We start from the raw sequence: 14,333 nt of genomic DNA on the forward strand, positions 1-14,333 counted from the left end.
GTTTAGCCGTTGGCTTGCAGCGCTTGAGACACCACCTCGTTGGTGAGCTGCATGGCTGCTTTGTGCGTCGCCGTCATCGGGCGGCGCGCTGACCACACCAGCATCAGCTGACTCATCAACTTAGGCTTCTCTACGCGATGCGTGGTGAAGTCTTTCGGCTTTGCAAAGTTCCTCAGGGTGTAGGCGGGCAGCACGGCGTAGCCCAAGCCTTCTTTGACCAATTCCAAAATCGCATTCAAGCCATCAATTTCCAGCACGATGTTGGGCTTGCAGTTGATGCGCAGCATTTCGGTGTCAATCAACAAGCGAAACGCATTGGGACGACTGGGCACGATCAGGGGCAGTTTGGCCAAGTCGGCCAGTTGCACCACGTCTTTGAGTTGGGTGTCGGGTGTGAGCGGCTGGCTTTTTTTGCCCGCAATCAAAATCAAGGTGTCTTCGTGTAGCACCGTCATTTCCAAATCGGGGGAGGGCGGTGGGTTGTAGAGCACCGCCATGTCTAGGCGCCCAGCGCGCAAGCTCTCCACCATCAACACCGAGAAACCTTCGGTCAACGACAGTTGTGCGTGGGGCAAGGCTTGGCGAAACGACATGGTCAGCGGCACCGTCACCAGCTTAGATAAGCTAGGGGGTAAACCGATCGACACCCGCCCCGCCAGTGCGCCGCGCACCGAGCCCAGCTCTTCTTGCGCCACGGCCACTTGGTGCAAGATGCCGCGCCCGTGTTCCAACATCACCAGGCCAGCTTCGGTCACCGTCACGCCGCGGCCATTGCGCATCAGTAAGTTCTGGTGCAATTCCACTTCAAGCTGGCGCACGTGGCGGCTCAGCAGAGGTTGGGGAATGCTTAAAGCCAGTGCCGCTTTGGTGAAACTGCCCAGCTCTGCGACGCGTACGAATGATTCGATTTGTTTGAGTTCCATGGCATTCTCTATTTTGAATAACCAATTGTCCGTTATTTAAAAACGTTATAGCAGCTAGTTCCTCATTTGAGGTTCATTTCTGGGGTAAATCTCTAGAATCACGCCCATGCAAACCCCATCTTCATCTCTTGTTCTGCGCGGTATTTCATCCATGGCCACCAAGGCTTTGTTGGCTGATTTGACGCAGGCGTATCAGGCGCAAACCGGCGTGTCAGTGCAAATCGAGTCGGTGGGTGGTGTGGATGCCGCCAAACGCGTGCAAGCGGGTGAGGCCTTTGACATGGTGCTCTTGGCTTCAGACGCGATTGAACGTTTGATCGCGTCGGGCCACGTGCAAACTGGCTCACGCAGCGACTGGGTGCGTTCACCCGTGGCGGTGGCGGTGCAAGCGGGTGCTGCACGCCCCGACCTGAGCAACGAAGCCGCGGTGAAAGCCGCTGTGTTGGCCAGCCCCACACTGAGCTACTCCACAGGCCCAAGCGGCGTGTACCTTGAAAAACTGTTTGAGCGTTGGGGTATCGCCGACGAGGTGAAAGCCCGCATCGTGGTGCCACCACCCGGCACGCCTGTGGGCGCGCTTGTGGCCAGCGGCCAAGCTGCTTTGGGTTTTCAACAGTTGAGCGAACTCATTGCGTTGCCCGGCATTGACGTGCTGGGCACCTTGCCTACGGATGTGGCGTTCATCACCACGTTCTCGTCGGGCATTCCAGCGGTCATTGCGGGCGACGCAGCGCGCGTGGCGGCGGTGCAATCATTTTTACAGTTCTTGGCTTCGGCTGGCGTGGAAGACGTCAAGCGTAAGCAAGGCATGGACTGGCTTTAATTTTTAAATTTCATTCTGTAAGGGGTATTCATGTCTCTCATCATCGACGTACACGGTCACTACACCACAGCGCCTAAGGCCTTGGAAGAATGGCGCAACCGCCAAATCGCCGGCATCAAAGACCCTGCGTCTATGCCCAAAGTCTCCGAGCTGAAAATCAGTGACGACGAGTTGCGCGAAACCATCGAGACCAACCAACTCGCCAAGATGAAAGAGCGCGGCTCCGACATCACCATCTTCAGCCCACGTGCCAGCTTCATGGCCCACCACATTGGCGATTTCCAGGTGTCATCCACTTGGGCTGCCATCTGCAACGAGCTGTGCTTCCGCGTGTCTGAGCTGTTCCCCAACAACTTCGTGCCTGCGGCCATGTTGCCCCAGTCGCCCGGTGTGGACCCCGCCACTTGCATTCCTGAATTGGTCAAGTGCGTGGAGCAATACGGCAACGTCGGCATCAACTTGAACCCAGACCCGTCCGGTGGCCACTGGACCTCGCCCTCGCTGGCCGACAAGTCTTGGTACCCCATCTACGAAAAAATGGTCGAGTACGACATCCCCGCCATGATTCACGTGTCGACCAGCTGCAACGGCTGCTTCCACACCACCGGCGCGCATTACTTGAACGCAGACACCACGGCCTTCATGCAGTGCTTGACTTCTGACTTGTTCAAAGACTTCCCCACCTTGAAGTTCTTGATTCCGCATGGCGGCGGCGCTGTGCCTTACCACTGGGGCCGTTTCCGTGGCTTGGCACAAGAGCTGAAAAAGCCTTTGCTGTCAGAGCACTTGATGAACAACATTTACTTTGACACCTGCGTGTACCACCAGCCGGGCATCGACTTGTTGACCAAAGTGATTCCGGTCAAGAACATCATGTTCGCGTCCGAAATGATTGGCGCCGTGCGTGGCATCGACCCAGAAACAGGTCACTACTACGACGACACCAAGCGCTACATCGAGTCCACACTCAACCTCAATGCGGATGAGCGCCATCAGGTGTACGAGGGCAACGCACGCCGCGTGTTCTCGCGCTTGGACACCAAGCTGAAGTCGCAAGGCCGTTAATTCATTCTCAGGAGATTTCTTATGTACGAACTCGGCGTTGTTTACCGCAACATCAAACGCGCAGACCGCGCAGCAGCAGACGGCTTGGCCGCTTTGGGCTCGGCCACTGTGCACGAAGCCATGGGCCGTGTGGGCTTGCTGAAGCCTTATATGCGCCCCATCTTCCCAGGTGCGCAAGTGTCAGGCACCGCAGTGACCGTGCTTTTGCACCCCGGCGACAACTGGATGATGCATGTGGCTGCTGAACAAATTCAGCCCGGCGACATCGTGGTGGCTGCCATCACCGCAGAGTGCACCGACGGTTACTTTGGCGATTTGTTGGCCACGTCTTTCCAAGCACGCGGCGCGCGCGCCCTCATCATTGACGCCGGTGTGCGCGATGTGAAAGAGCTGCAAAAAATGAACTTCCCCGTGTGGAGCAAAGCCATCAGCAGCAAAGGCACCATCAAGGCCACCATCGGCTCCGTCAACATCCCCGTGGTGTGTGCGGGCATGTTGGTCACGCCCGGTGACGTCATCGTGGCCGATGACGACGGCGTGGTGTGCGTGCCTGCCGCACGTGCGGCCGAGACTTTGGCCGCTGCACAAAAACGCGAAAGCTTTGAAGGCGAGAAGCGCGAGAAGCTGGCCTCAGGCGTCTTGGGCCTCGACATGTACAAAATGCGTGAGCCCTTGGCTGCTGCTGGCTTAAAGTACATCGATTAATTTCGACAACTTTGAAAACTTGCCTCATGACACACGCGTCTAAACGTCAACTGTTTGTAGCTTTGGCGTTGGGTGCTTTAACGCTGTGCGGCCTGACCGCACACGCCCAAGACTTTCCCACCAAACCTGTGCGCATCCTCACGCCGTTTCCTGTGGGCAGCGGCCCTGAGGGCGTGTTGCGTTTGGTGGCGGACAAGTTGTCACGCACCTGGGGCAAGCCTGTGGTGGTGGAGAACAAGCCCGGTGGCAACGGCTTCATCGCCATTGACACTTTCAAACGTGGTGCCACTGATGGCCATGATTTGATTCAGCTCGACAGCGTGCACTTGTCGGCCTACCCGCATCTGTTTAAAAAGCTGCCTTATGACATCAAGGCCGATTTCGAGCCTTTGGTTCCGTTGTTCAAAACCTACTTTTTTGTGACGGTTGCGACCGATAGCAAATACAAAAAAGTGTCTGACTTGGTGGCCGATGCCAAAGCGTACCCGGGTCAGTTGAACTACGGCTCTTGGTCTGTGGGCAACCCTGTGCATTTGGGTTCGGCTTTGTTTGAGTCGGTCACAGGCACCGACATGCAGCACGTGATTTACAAAGAAACCAGCATGCTCTACACCGGCGTGGCCAATCGCGATCTGTCGTTTGCTTTGGGCTCCAACGCCACAGCCGGTGCCATGTACCGCGCAGGCAAGTTGCAATATTTGGCGGTGGCTGCACCCAAACGTGTGAGTGCATTTCCCAATGTGCCCACCATCGGTGAGTCAGGTGGCCCCGCAGGTTTTGAAGTGAGCGGCTGGACCACCATCGCTGCACCGCGCGGATTACCCAAAGCGGTGACCGACAAAATTCAACGCGACATCGAAAAAGCGTTGGCCGAACCCGATGTGCGCGAAAAGTTCGCCTCGTTTGCCTACGAGCCTTTCACGTTAAACCGCGAGCAGTTGAACGCCTACATTCAGGCCGAATCCAACCGCTTTGGCGGCATCATCAAAAAAGCCCAAGTGTCTTTGGATTGAATGTGAGGACTGCCATGTTGAAACGTTTCAGTTTGATTTTGTTGATGTCTTGTGTGGCGACTTTGTCGCTCGCGCAAAACTACCCCACCAAACCCATCAAAGTGGTGGTGGGTTATGCCGCTGGCGGCGCGGTGGATGTGGTGGCGCGCACCATCGGCCAAAGCCTCTCCACCAGCCTAGGCCAGCCCGTGATTGTGGAAAACAAACCCGGCGCAGGCACCAACATTGCCGTGAAGTCGGTGGTCACGGCCGAGCCCGATGGCTACACGATGATGATGGCGGCCAACGCTTTGGCGGCCAACATGTCGCTGTACCAACCCGCTCCGTTTGATGCCGAGCGTGACTTGGTGGCTGTGTCACTCATCGGTCGTGTGCCTGTGGTGATTGCGGCCAACCCCAATGCGCCCTACACCAACATCAAGCAGCTGATTGATGCGGCCAAAGGCAAGCCCAACAGCATTGCGTTTGGCACACCCGGCAATGGCTCTACGCCGCACATGGCGATTGAGTTGTTTGCCCGTGCTGCTGGTATTGATTTGCAGCACATCCCCTACCGTGGCGGTTCGCCAGCCATCACCGATGTGATCGGTGGCCAGTTGCCACTGGTGGCCGTCAACGCCTTGGAAGTGTTGCCGCACGTCAAGAGTGGCAAGCTCAAAGTATTGGCCGTGCTCAGCCCCAACCGCAGCGCTATTTTTCCGGATGTGCCCACCATTGCCGAATCGGGCTTTCCTGGCTTTGAGGCCTCTGTGTGGTACGGCTTGGTGGCCCCTGCGGCCACGCCCAAACCCATCGTGAACAAGCTGCATGACGAAGTGCAAAAAGCTTTGCAAACCAAAGAAGTGCGCGAGCGCATGAACGCCGTGGGCGGCGAAGTCGTGCCCGGCAGCTCCGAGATGTTCACCAACCTGATTCGCTCCGAACGCCAGCGTTACGCCAAGCTGGTGCGCGAAGCCAACATTCAACCCGATTGAGACTAAGAGGAACACCATGGAATTTCAAAAGACCCCCGGCTGGATGGACTGGTACACCGGCCCCAGCAAACCCAAATTCAAATTGCCCGCAGGCGCCGTCGATGCCCACTGCCACGTGTTTGGCCCTGGCCACGAGTTCCCCTACGCACCTGAGCGCAAGTACACCCCGTGCGACGCCTCCAAGGCGCAGCTCTATGCCTTGCGCGACCACCTTGGTTTTGCCCGTAACGTAGTGGTGCAAGCCACCTGCCACGGCGCAGACAACCGCGCCATGGTCGATGCCTTGGTCAGCTCCGGTGGCAAAGCGCGTGGCGTGGCCACCGTCAAACGCAGCGTGACCGACGAAGAGTTGCAAGCCATGCACGACGCAGGCGTGCGCGGCGTGCGTTTTAACTTTGTGAAGCGCTTGGTCGACTTCACACCCAAAGACGAATTGCTTGAAATTGCCAAGCGCGTGCAGATGTACGGCTGGCATGTGGTGATTTATTTTGAAGCGGTCGATTTGCCCGAGTTGTGGGACTTCTTCACCGCCTTGCCCACCAACATCGTGGTCGACCACATGGGCCGCCCCGATGTGACCAAACCTGTGGATGGTCCTGAGTTTGAGTTGTTTGTGAAATTCATGCGCGAGCACAAAAACGTGTGGAGCAAAGTCACTTGCCCCGAGCGTTTGTCAGTCTCTGGCCCTAAGGCTTTGAACGGCGAACAAAATGCGTACCAAGACGTGATTCCCTTTGCCAAGCGCATCGTGGACGAGTTCCCCGATCGCGTGATCTGGGGCACCGATTGGCCGCATCCCAACCTGAAAGACCACATGCCCGATGACGGCTTGTTGGTTGACTTTATCCCGCACATCGCGACCACCGAAGAACAGCAACGCAAGTTGTTGGTGGACAACCCGATGCGCTTGTACTGGCCTGAGGAGACTTTTTAATGGCACTCGACAAACCCTACACAGACGTTCCCGGCACCATCATTTTTGATGCCGAGCAATCGCGCAAAGGCTACTGGCTCAACCAGTTCTGCATGTCGCTCATGAAGGCTGAGAACCGCACGCGTTTCAAAGCCAACGAACGCGCCTACCTCGACGAATGGGCCATGACCGAAGAGCAAAAGCAGGCCGTGTTGGCCCGCGATTTGAACTGGTGCATGCGCACCGGTGGCAACATTTACTTCCTCGCCAAAATCGGCGCAACCGATGGTTTGAGCTTTCAGCAAATGGCAGGCTCGATGACCGGCATGACCGAAGAGGAATACCGCAACATGATGATTCACGGCGGGCGCTCTGCTGAAGGCAACCGCGTGATTGGCGAAAACGGCGATGCACAAGCGCAGAACCAACCTCAAGGCGCAGCCGGTCAACAGTCCCGCGCAGCAGGAAAGAAAGCATAACCATGGCAAAAATTACCGCATCCGTTTACACCTCCCACGTGCCCGCCATCGGCGCGGCCTTGGACCTCGGCAAGACCCAAGAAGACTACTGGAAGCCAGTCTTCGCTGGCTATGACTTCTCCAAACAATGGATGAAGGACAACAAGCCAGACGTGATCTTCTTGGTCTACAACGACCACGCTACGGCGTTCAGCTTGGACATGATCCCTACCTTTGCCATCGGCACCGCGGCTGAATACACGCCAGCTGACGAAGGCTATGGCGCGCGTCCCGTGCCGGTGGTCAAAGGCCATCCCGAGCTGGCGTCGCACATCGCGCAGTCGGTCATTCAACAAGACTTTGACTTGACCATCGTCAACAAGATGGATGTGGACCACGGTTTGACCGTGCCACTGTCATTGATGTGCGGCGAGCAAGACCCTGTCAAAGGCGCTTGGCCTTGTCCCGTCATCCCGTTCGCTGTGAACGTGGTGCAGTACCCCGTGCCGAGTGGTCAGCGTTGTTTCAACCTCGGTCAAGCGATTCGCAAAGCCATTGAGAGCTACGACGAAGACATCAACGTGCACATCTGGGGCACAGGCGGCATGAGCCACCAGTTGCAAGGCGCGCGTGCGGGCCTGATCAACCGCGAGTGGGACAACAACTGGCTCGACCTGATGATCAACGACCCTGTCGCTTGCGCCGCCGTGCCGCACATCGACTACGTGCGCGAAGCCGGTAGCGAAGGCATTGAGTTGGTGATGTGGCTCATCGCGCGTGGTGCGATGTCTGACATTCAAGACGGCAAAGCCACAGGCCCTGCGCCCAAATTGACGCACCGTTTCTACCATGTGCCTGCATCGAACACTGCTGTGGGTCACGCTATTCTTGAGAATGCAATTTAATAACTTTGCGGGACAGACCTTCAGCTCTGTCCTCAACTGGAGTAAAAAAACATGAGCAAAACCATCAAAGTCGCCTTGGCTGGCGCAGGTGCTTTCGGCATCAAACACTTGGACGGCATCAAAAACATCGACGGCGTGGAAGTCGTGTCATTGATCAGCCGTGATTTAGAAAAAACCAAAGAAGTCGCTGACAAATACGGCATCCAACACGTCACCACCGACTTGGCCGACAGCTTGGCTTTGCCCGAAGTGGACGCCGTGATTTTGTGTACCCCTACACAAATGCACGCTGCACAAAGCTTGGCTTGCTTGAAGGCTGGCAAACACGTGCAAGTGGAAATTCCCTTGGCCGACAGCTGGAAAGATGCGGAAGAGGTCGCGCGCGTGGCCAAAGAAAAAGGCTTGGTCGCCATGTGCGGTCACACCCGTCGCTTCAACCCCAGCCATCAGTGGGTGCACAACAAAATCAAAGCAGGCGAATTCAACATCCAACAAATGGATGTGCAAACCTATTTCTTCCGCCGCACCAACATGAACGCCTTGGGCCAAGCCCGTAGCTGGACCGACCACTTGCTGTGGCACCACGCTGCGCACACCGTGGATTTGTTTGCTTACCAAGCGGGCAGCCCCATCGTCAAAGCCAATGCCGTGCAAGGCCCCATCCACCCAGCATTGGGCATCGCGATGGACATGAGCATTCAGTTGCAAGCGGCCAATGGCGCGATTTGTACCTTGAGCTTGTCGTTCAATAACGATGGTCCTTTGGGCACGTACTTCCGCTACATCGGCGACACGGGCACTTACTTGGCCCGTTACGACGATCTGTACACCGGCAAAGAAGAGCAAATCGACGTGTCCAAAGTGGCGGTGTCCATGAACGGCATCGAGTTGCAAGACCGTGAGTTCTTCGCCGCCATCAAAGAAGGCCGTGAGCCGAATTCCAGCGTGGCTCAAGTGCTGCCTTGCTACAAGGTGCTGCACGACTTGGAGTTGCAACTCAACGCGTGATGCGTTCCTTCATGAAAAAAGCGGCTCGGTTTTCCGAAGCCGCTTTTTTTATGAATCAGCTGTTAAGGCTAGTAGCCAAGACGCTGATGTGTCGGTAGAACTTGTGCCCGAACTTCGCCGCCAGGACTGACTTTGGTGTGAAGGTTCACATACCACTTGCCATCCAGCAGGTCTTTCGATTGCGCAGTTGAAAGTGTGGCGCTGCCTTTGATGGGGCTTTCAAGAGGGCCTTTAAAACCCAGTGCGACGCCGGCATTCGCGCCGGCCGGTGCGGGGCCATGAAAATGTCCGGCAACTACTGGACCACTCAAGCCAGCGTAGGTGACGGTCCATGTGAGTTCACTCGTTTGTTTGTTGAAAACTGCTTCAACTGTTCCTTTGCCCATACTCGGGTTTGACGGAACTTCATTCATGCCGGTGAGTTGACCGCCTAACTTCACGGTGTTTGGGTCACCGTAAACAGATGCACAGCTTGCAAGTAGCGCGACGCACGACGACAAAAATACGCGACCCATGAAGGCTTTGAAAGATGACATACGGTTCTCCTTTTTCAAGGTAGTGATGCTTGATCGATAGATCAAGCGATTTCATCGTACATCTATTGTTTTTGATTGCCAATCATATTTTCTGGTTTTACCCAACGGTCGAAATCTGCTGCGGACACAAATCCCAATGCCAATGCTGCGGCTTTTAATGTGCTGCCTTCGCGCTGAGCTTGCTTGGCAATTTGAGCAGCACGGTCATAGCCAATGTGAGGTACCAATGCCGTCACCAGCATCAGTGAACGATGGACCAATTCAGCAATTCGTTCACGTTGGGCTTCGATGCCACGCACACAATGTGTTTCAAAGCTCTGCATGCCATCGGTGAGTAAACGCACGCTTTGCATGAAGTTGTGGGCAATCAATGGCTTGTACACATTGAGCTCAAAATTTCCAGAAGCGCCCCCTAAACTGATGGCGACATCGTTTCCCAGCACTTGGCAGGCCAGCATGGCCATGGCTTCTGATTGGGTTGGATTGACTTTGCCCGGCATGATCGAACTGCCGGGTTCGTTTTCCGGCAAGGCGATTTCGCCAAGTCCACAGCGTGGTCCGGATGCCAGCCAGCGGATGTCATTGGCAATTTTCATCAAGGCGATGGCAAGCACCTTGAGCGCACCGTGCGCAACCACCAAACCATCATGAGCGGCAAGTGCTGCAAATTTATTGGTCGCACTCACAAACGGCAGGTCTGTAGATTGCGCCAACGCAGTCGCCACGCGCTCACCAAATTCGGGATGCGTGTTGAGGCCCGTGCCAACGGCCGTGCCACCAACGGCCAATGGGTAAATCGATGTCAGTGCTTGTTGGATGCATGAGGCCGCGTGCTCTAGCTGTGCCACATAGCCCGACATTTCTTGCCCCAATGTCAGTGGTGTTGCATCTTGCAAGTGGGTCCGACCGATTTTGTAAATCTCATGGAACTCGTCAGCCTTGGCGCGCAAGCTTTGCGTCAACCGTGCCAAGCTGGGTAGCAAACGATTGGCTATTTCAGTGACGGCCGCTACATGCATGGCCGTTGGGAAAATATCATTGGACGATTGCCCAAGGTTCACGTCGTCATTGGGGTGAATGAGTCGACCAAGTCCTCGCTTCCCGCCTAGTAATTCAGACGCTCGGTTGGCCAGTACCTCGTTCATGTTCATATGGCTTTGGGTGCCAGAGCCCGTTTGCCAAACCGACAAAGGAAACTCGTCGGAATGCATGCCCGACAACACTTCCTTTGCGGCTGCTGCAATCGCGTGGGCTTTACTTTTTGCAAGCAATCCCAATTCGAAATTGACATTGGCGCAAACTGCCTTGACTTGTGCAAGCGCATGCATGACTTCAGTGGGCATCTTCTCGCAAGAGATGTGAAAGTGCGCAAGAGAGCGTTGGGTTTGAGCGCCCCAAAGTCTTTCTTCCGGCACCTCGATGGCACCCAACGAGTCATGTTCTATGCGTGTTGCCATGGGCTCATGAACCGATGTGATGGGCTCGCGCCACTGCGTGTTTGGCTGCCAAGTAGCCAAATGTCACACCGGGCCCGATGGTGATGCCAGGCGCTGGATAAATGCCCCCCATGATGGAGTGCATGTCGTTGCCGCAGGCATACAGTCCTTCAATGGCTTGGCCTTGTGCGTTCAGTACACGGGCATCGCCATCGGTGACCAAGCCTGTGGCCGCACCAATGTCACCGGGGTAGAGCGCCACGGCATAGAAGGGGCCTTCGCGCAACGCGCCCAAACACGGATTGGGGCCATGCCATGTGGCATCGCCGTTGGCGCGTTGGTAGTCGGTGGTGCCGCGTTGGAAATCTTCGTCGACACCTTTGTCAGCAAATGCATTGAAGCGTTCGACGGTGGCTTTGAGTTTGTCTGCGGGCACATTCAGTTGTTGGGCGAGCTCTGTCAAGGTGTTGCCTTGTTTCAAGTACCCATCGGCCAAGAACGGTGCCAAACCTTTTCCACCGGGGCGAACCATGCCGATGCCATAGCGCTTCAACGCGCCTGCATCGCACACCAACCACGACGGCACGCTGGGCGTGGTGGCGTGGTGGGCTTGCATGGCAATGCCAAACAAGTGGTACGAGGTGGATTCGTTCAGGTAGCGTTGACCTTGGCTGTCCACGGTGAGCATGCCGGGCTTGCCGCGGTCCATCACAAAGTGTGGAAACACAGCGGTGCTGCCGTCGGCACGTTGACGTGTGGAGACGGGGGCCCAAAACGCATTGCTCAAACCGCCGGTGCCGAGTTGGCCACCAGCAAGGAGCGCCAAGTCTTGCGCCTTGCCTGTGTGGCCGGGGCCTGCAGGGCACCATGCTTCTTTGGCGCCGGGCAGCATGTCTGCACGGCGTGTGGGGTGGCGGTTGAAACCACCGCTGGCCATGACCACGCCGCCTTTGCTGCGCACCGTGCGTTTCACCACGCTGCCATCAGGCAGGGTTTGTTGCAGTGCCACACCTTGAATGGCGTTGCCGTTTTGCAGCAGTTGTGTGGCTTCGGTGTTGGTCACCAGTATGCCTTGGCGTTGGATGTAGCTGTAGAGCATGCGCGCAATCATGGCGTTGCCCATGACCAAACGCGTGCTGCGTGGGTGCAGCAGTTTGTCCAGGAAATGGCGCACGATGATGCGCACGCTGTAGCTGAACGACTTCCAAGTTTCCGTCAAACGCAGCAAATGGAAGATGTCGTCACGGTCCACCATCATGCCGCCGAGCACGGTGAACTCGGGGATGGGGTTGCGCACGAGCGGTAGGTTGGGGCCGAGCAATTTGCCATCAAAGGGCTGTGGCTCAATCGCACGGCCACGCAGCACCGAGCCTTCGAGTTCAGACAAATAGTCAGGGTGCAACATGCGCACTTGAAATTGCAAGGCGCTGTTGGCTTCGAGTTTGGCGACGGCGTGTGGGCCGTTGTCGATGAATGCTTGGCGCAGCTTCGCGTCCGAGCGTTCACCCACGGCGAGGTTCAAAAACGTGGCCACGCGCTCGGGCGTGTCGTCTGGGTTGACTTCCAGGCCGCGCTTGGTGCCGGGCACCCACGTGGTGGCTGCCGACAAAGCGGTGGTGCCACCCACATGTGCCATGCGCTCGACCAGCAGCACGCGTGCGCCGTCAATCGCGGCATTCAGTGCGGCTGAAAAACCTGCGCCGCCAGAACCAATCACCACCAAGTCCACGGTGTCGTGGTCTTTGAATTGCGACAGGTCAGTGCTGATGCGCTGATGCAGGGGATGCAAGGTGTCGTTCATGAATCAGGCCTCCAATAAGAAATTAACCATCAGTTCGCGCACTTGCGCAAACATGTCGGCGCCCGTCACGGTTTTGCAGCCTTTGGCGCGCGCCGCCGCAATCAACGGGGTGATGGCCGGTGCGGTGATGACACAGCCGACAAACATGTCGCCGTGAATCTTGCTCGCATCGATGGGTGTGGGGTCACTTTCTTTCATGCCGATGGGCGTGGCGTTGACGACCACATCAAAGCCTGTGGGGTCGGGGCTGCCAAGTGTGAACTTTTCAAGATGGGTGACCTTGCCCAACTTCAAGCTATTGAGGCGGTCGATCAAGGATTGACGGCGTTGGTCATCGGGGTCGTGAATGGCCAACTCGCTCACCCCCGCCAGCACCAAACTGTGCGCAATGGCAGAGCCTGCGCCACCTGCGCCGACCAACAAGGCGCGTTTGTTGTTCAACGTGCAACCGTTCTTCTCCATGGCGCGCACATAGCCCAAACCATCGAACATGTCGCCATGCCAATGGCCTTGCGCGTCGCGTCGCACGGTGTTCACGGTGCCCAGAAAAGCGGCGCGCTCTGACAAGGTGTCGCAAAACGCGGTACAGGCAAATTTGTGCGGCACGGTGACGATGAGGCCGTCGATGTTGCGCGCACGCTTGGTGCCTGCCCACCAATCAGTCAAGTCCGCAGGGGTGACGTGGGCGGGGACGCAGATGGCGTCGCGGCCATGCGATTCAAAGGCTTGGGTCACGCCAAAAGGTGATTTCACTTGGGCAATGGGGTCGCCAACAATGAGGTGAACACGTGTGGCGCCGCTGTAGTTTTCAAGCATGGTGATGAAGCTTTGAGTGGATGAATGTGTCGCAGTTTATCCAAAAATGGAATTGCGTTCAACTTTTGAACAAAATTCATTTTTCGTGATAAAGTCCGATCCAACATTCACCAACCACACACCACTATGAGCGGCGTACTTGAGAGAACTTTGGGCATCTTGGAGCTCTTGTCTAGCCAAGAGCAGGGCGTTGAGCTGGCTGTGTTGGCCGACAAACTCAACATGCCCAAGAGCGCGGCGCACCGCTTGTTAGCCGACCTGATTCGCTTTGGCTACGTGCGCCAAACGCGTGACATGGGTGAATACGTGTTGACCACCAAACTCGTGTCGCTGGGCTTGACCTACCTGAGTAAAACAGGCGTCATCGACGTTGCACAACCCTTGCTCGACCGTCTGGCCGAGCAAACGGGAGAGCTGGTGCGTTTGTCGGTGGTGGACGGTGACCGCTTGATTTGGGTGGCACGTGCACAAGGCGCACGCCAAGGCCTGCGCTATGACCCGGACATGGGCAGTATTGCGAGGTTGAGCTGTTCGTCATCTGGCTTGGCTTGGTTGTCCACGATGAAGGATGACGATGCTTTGGCGTTGGTGTCGCAACAAGGCTTGGGCACGCCGCAAGAGTTTGGTCCCAATGCCCCTAAGAGTTTGAAAGCCTTCCTGAAGGTGTTGCAAGACACGCGCAAACAAGGCTACAGCCTGACCGAAGAAACCTACACCGCTGGTTTGAACGCCATTGCCGTGCCGGTGGGCTTGGCTGGGCAGTTGCCCATGGGCACCATCAGCGTAGCGGGGCCTTCTGCACGTTTGACGCGCGAGCGCATGTTGGCACTTGTGCCTGACATGCTGTCGTATGCAGCGCAGCTGGCCGCGGCCAGTGGTGCTTCGCCTATGCTGACACGCGGTACCAGCCACGTGCGTTTGCAACCTATTTACGCGGCTTGATGGATTGGGACACGC

15 protein-coding genes are annotated in these 14,333 nt (G+C 56.6%); 10 read left to right on the plus strand and 5 right to left on the minus strand.

Features of this window, described 5'->3' with window-relative positions; all coding sequences use genetic code 11:
• Positions 1–2 precede the first annotated feature (2 nt).
• Positions 3–923: a LysR family transcriptional regulator gene (locus B9Z44_RS12765; RefSeq protein WP_108360164.1), complete on the minus strand. Its 921-nt coding sequence runs from the start codon at positions 921–923 to the stop codon at positions 3–5.
• Positions 924–1,029: 106 nt separating this feature from the next.
• Between B9Z44_RS12765 and B9Z44_RS12770 the strand changes: the two genes are divergently transcribed.
• From B9Z44_RS12770 to B9Z44_RS12810, 9 genes are read left to right on the plus strand one after another with little or no spacing between them, the layout of a single operon-like run.
• Positions 1,030–1,746 carry a substrate-binding domain-containing protein gene (locus tag B9Z44_RS12770; protein WP_108402609.1) on the plus strand — a complete coding sequence of 239 codons (717 nt, stop codon included), beginning with the start codon at positions 1,030–1,032 and terminating at the stop codon, positions 1,744–1,746.
• Between the two features lie 30 nt (positions 1,747–1,776).
• Positions 1,777–2,811 (plus strand): amidohydrolase family protein, encoded by a 1,035-nt coding sequence (locus tag B9Z44_RS12775; RefSeq protein ID WP_104797694.1) that lies wholly within the window; start codon positions 1,777–1,779, stop codon positions 2,809–2,811.
• Between the two features lie 21 nt (positions 2,812–2,832).
• A complete protein-coding gene (ligK, locus tag B9Z44_RS12780; RefSeq protein WP_108360162.1) occupies positions 2,833–3,516 on the plus strand; it encodes a 4-carboxy-4-hydroxy-2-oxoadipate aldolase/oxaloacetate decarboxylase in 684 nt (227 codons plus the stop codon).
• 26 nt (positions 3,517–3,542) lie between these two features.
• Entirely contained in the window at positions 3,543–4,529 is a 987-nt protein-coding gene (locus B9Z44_RS12785) for a Bug family tripartite tricarboxylate transporter substrate binding protein (RefSeq protein ID WP_108402610.1), read from the plus strand.
• A 14-nt stretch (positions 4,530–4,543) separates the two neighbouring features.
• The gene (locus B9Z44_RS12790; RefSeq protein ID WP_108402611.1) at positions 4,544–5,503 is read left to right on the plus strand and encodes a Bug family tripartite tricarboxylate transporter substrate binding protein; all 960 of its coding nucleotides are present in this window, start codon (positions 4,544–4,546) and stop codon (positions 5,501–5,503) included.
• A gap of 16 nt (positions 5,504–5,519) precedes the next feature.
• Positions 5,520–6,437, plus strand: a complete 918-nt coding sequence (locus B9Z44_RS12795; protein WP_108402612.1) for an amidohydrolase family protein — start codon at positions 5,520–5,522, stop codon at positions 6,435–6,437.
• On the plus strand, positions 6,437–6,895 hold the full coding sequence (gene ligA / locus B9Z44_RS12800) for a protocatechuate 4,5-dioxygenase subunit alpha (protein WP_108360158.1): 459 nt from the start codon (positions 6,437–6,439) through the stop codon (positions 6,893–6,895). Before B9Z44_RS12795 ends, ligA begins: the two co-directional genes overlap by 1 nt.
• Before the next feature lie 2 nt (positions 6,896–6,897).
• Positions 6,898–7,779 (plus strand): class III extradiol dioxygenase subunit beta, encoded by an 882-nt coding sequence (locus B9Z44_RS12805; protein ID WP_108402613.1) that lies wholly within the window; start codon positions 6,898–6,900, stop codon positions 7,777–7,779.
• 51 nt (positions 7,780–7,830) lie between these two features.
• On the plus strand, positions 7,831–8,787 hold the full coding sequence (locus tag B9Z44_RS12810; protein WP_108360156.1) for a Gfo/Idh/MocA family oxidoreductase: 957 nt from the start codon (positions 7,831–7,833) through the stop codon (positions 8,785–8,787).
• A gap of 68 nt (positions 8,788–8,855) precedes the next feature.
• Here the strand turns inward: B9Z44_RS12810 and B9Z44_RS12815 are convergent, their stop codons facing one another.
• The 4 genes from B9Z44_RS12815 to B9Z44_RS12830 all read right to left on the minus strand — a co-directional run bounded on the left by B9Z44_RS12815 (position 8,856) and on the right by B9Z44_RS12830 (position 13,376).
• Positions 8,856–9,323 (minus strand): CHRD domain-containing protein, encoded by a 468-nt coding sequence (locus B9Z44_RS12815; protein WP_233246958.1) that lies wholly within the window; start codon positions 9,321–9,323, stop codon positions 8,856–8,858.
• Positions 9,324–9,385: 62 nt separating this feature from the next.
• Positions 9,386–10,780 (minus strand): class II fumarate hydratase, encoded by a 1,395-nt coding sequence (fumC, locus tag B9Z44_RS12820; RefSeq protein WP_108402614.1) that lies wholly within the window; start codon positions 10,778–10,780, stop codon positions 9,386–9,388.
• A gap of 4 nt (positions 10,781–10,784) precedes the next feature.
• Positions 10,785–12,560, minus strand: a complete 1,776-nt coding sequence (locus B9Z44_RS12825) for an FAD-dependent oxidoreductase (RefSeq protein WP_211308711.1) — start codon at positions 12,558–12,560, stop codon at positions 10,785–10,787.
• 3 nt (positions 12,561–12,563) lie between these two features.
• Positions 12,564–13,376: a shikimate dehydrogenase family protein gene (locus B9Z44_RS12830; protein WP_108402615.1), complete on the minus strand. Its 813-nt coding sequence runs from the start codon at positions 13,374–13,376 to the stop codon at positions 12,564–12,566.
• Between the two features lie 126 nt (positions 13,377–13,502).
• Between B9Z44_RS12830 and B9Z44_RS12835 the strand changes: the two genes are divergently transcribed.
• Positions 13,503–14,318, plus strand: a complete 816-nt coding sequence (locus B9Z44_RS12835; RefSeq protein ID WP_108402616.1) for an IclR family transcriptional regulator — start codon at positions 13,503–13,505, stop codon at positions 14,316–14,318.
• Positions 14,319–14,333: the final 15 nt, after the last annotated feature.

This window comes from Limnohabitans curvus (assembly GCF_003063475.1).
Lineage (GTDB): Bacteria > Pseudomonadota > Gammaproteobacteria > Burkholderiales > Burkholderiaceae_C > Limnohabitans > Limnohabitans curvus.

Bases quoted from the DNA above. Each gene is read 5' to 3' on its own strand.
- B9Z44_RS12765 (WP_108360164.1), bottom strand. From the start codon at position 923: ATGGAACTCAAACAAATCGAATCATTCGTACGCGTCGCAGAGCTGGGC.
- B9Z44_RS12770 (WP_108402609.1), top strand. From the start codon at position 1,030: ATGCAAACCCCATCTTCATCTCTTGTTCTGCGCGGTATTTCATCCATG.
- B9Z44_RS12775 (WP_104797694.1), top strand. From the start codon at position 1,777: ATGTCTCTCATCATCGACGTACACGGTCACTACACCACAGCGCCTAAG.
- ligK (WP_108360162.1), top strand. From the start codon at position 2,833: ATGTACGAACTCGGCGTTGTTTACCGCAACATCAAACGCGCAGACCGC.
- B9Z44_RS12785 (WP_108402610.1), top strand. From the start codon at position 3,543: ATGACACACGCGTCTAAACGTCAACTGTTTGTAGCTTTGGCGTTGGGT.
- B9Z44_RS12790 (WP_108402611.1), top strand. From the start codon at position 4,544: ATGTTGAAACGTTTCAGTTTGATTTTGTTGATGTCTTGTGTGGCGACT.
- B9Z44_RS12795 (WP_108402612.1), top strand. From the start codon at position 5,520: ATGGAATTTCAAAAGACCCCCGGCTGGATGGACTGGTACACCGGCCCC.
- ligA (WP_108360158.1), top strand. From the start codon at position 6,437: ATGGCACTCGACAAACCCTACACAGACGTTCCCGGCACCATCATTTTT.
- B9Z44_RS12805 (WP_108402613.1), top strand. From the start codon at position 6,898: ATGGCAAAAATTACCGCATCCGTTTACACCTCCCACGTGCCCGCCATC.
- B9Z44_RS12810 (WP_108360156.1), top strand. From the start codon at position 7,831: ATGAGCAAAACCATCAAAGTCGCCTTGGCTGGCGCAGGTGCTTTCGGC.
- B9Z44_RS12815 (WP_233246958.1), bottom strand. From the start codon at position 9,323: ATGTCATCTTTCAAAGCCTTCATGGGTCGCGTATTTTTGTCGTCGTGC.
- fumC (WP_108402614.1), bottom strand. From the start codon at position 10,780: ATGGCAACACGCATAGAACATGACTCGTTGGGTGCCATCGAGGTGCCG.
- B9Z44_RS12825 (WP_211308711.1), bottom strand. From the start codon at position 12,560: ATGAACGACACCTTGCATCCCCTGCATCAGCGCATCAGCACTGACCTG.
- B9Z44_RS12830 (WP_108402615.1), bottom strand. From the start codon at position 13,376: ATGCTTGAAAACTACAGCGGCGCCACACGTGTTCACCTCATTGTTGGC.
- B9Z44_RS12835 (WP_108402616.1), top strand. From the start codon at position 13,503: ATGAGCGGCGTACTTGAGAGAACTTTGGGCATCTTGGAGCTCTTGTCT.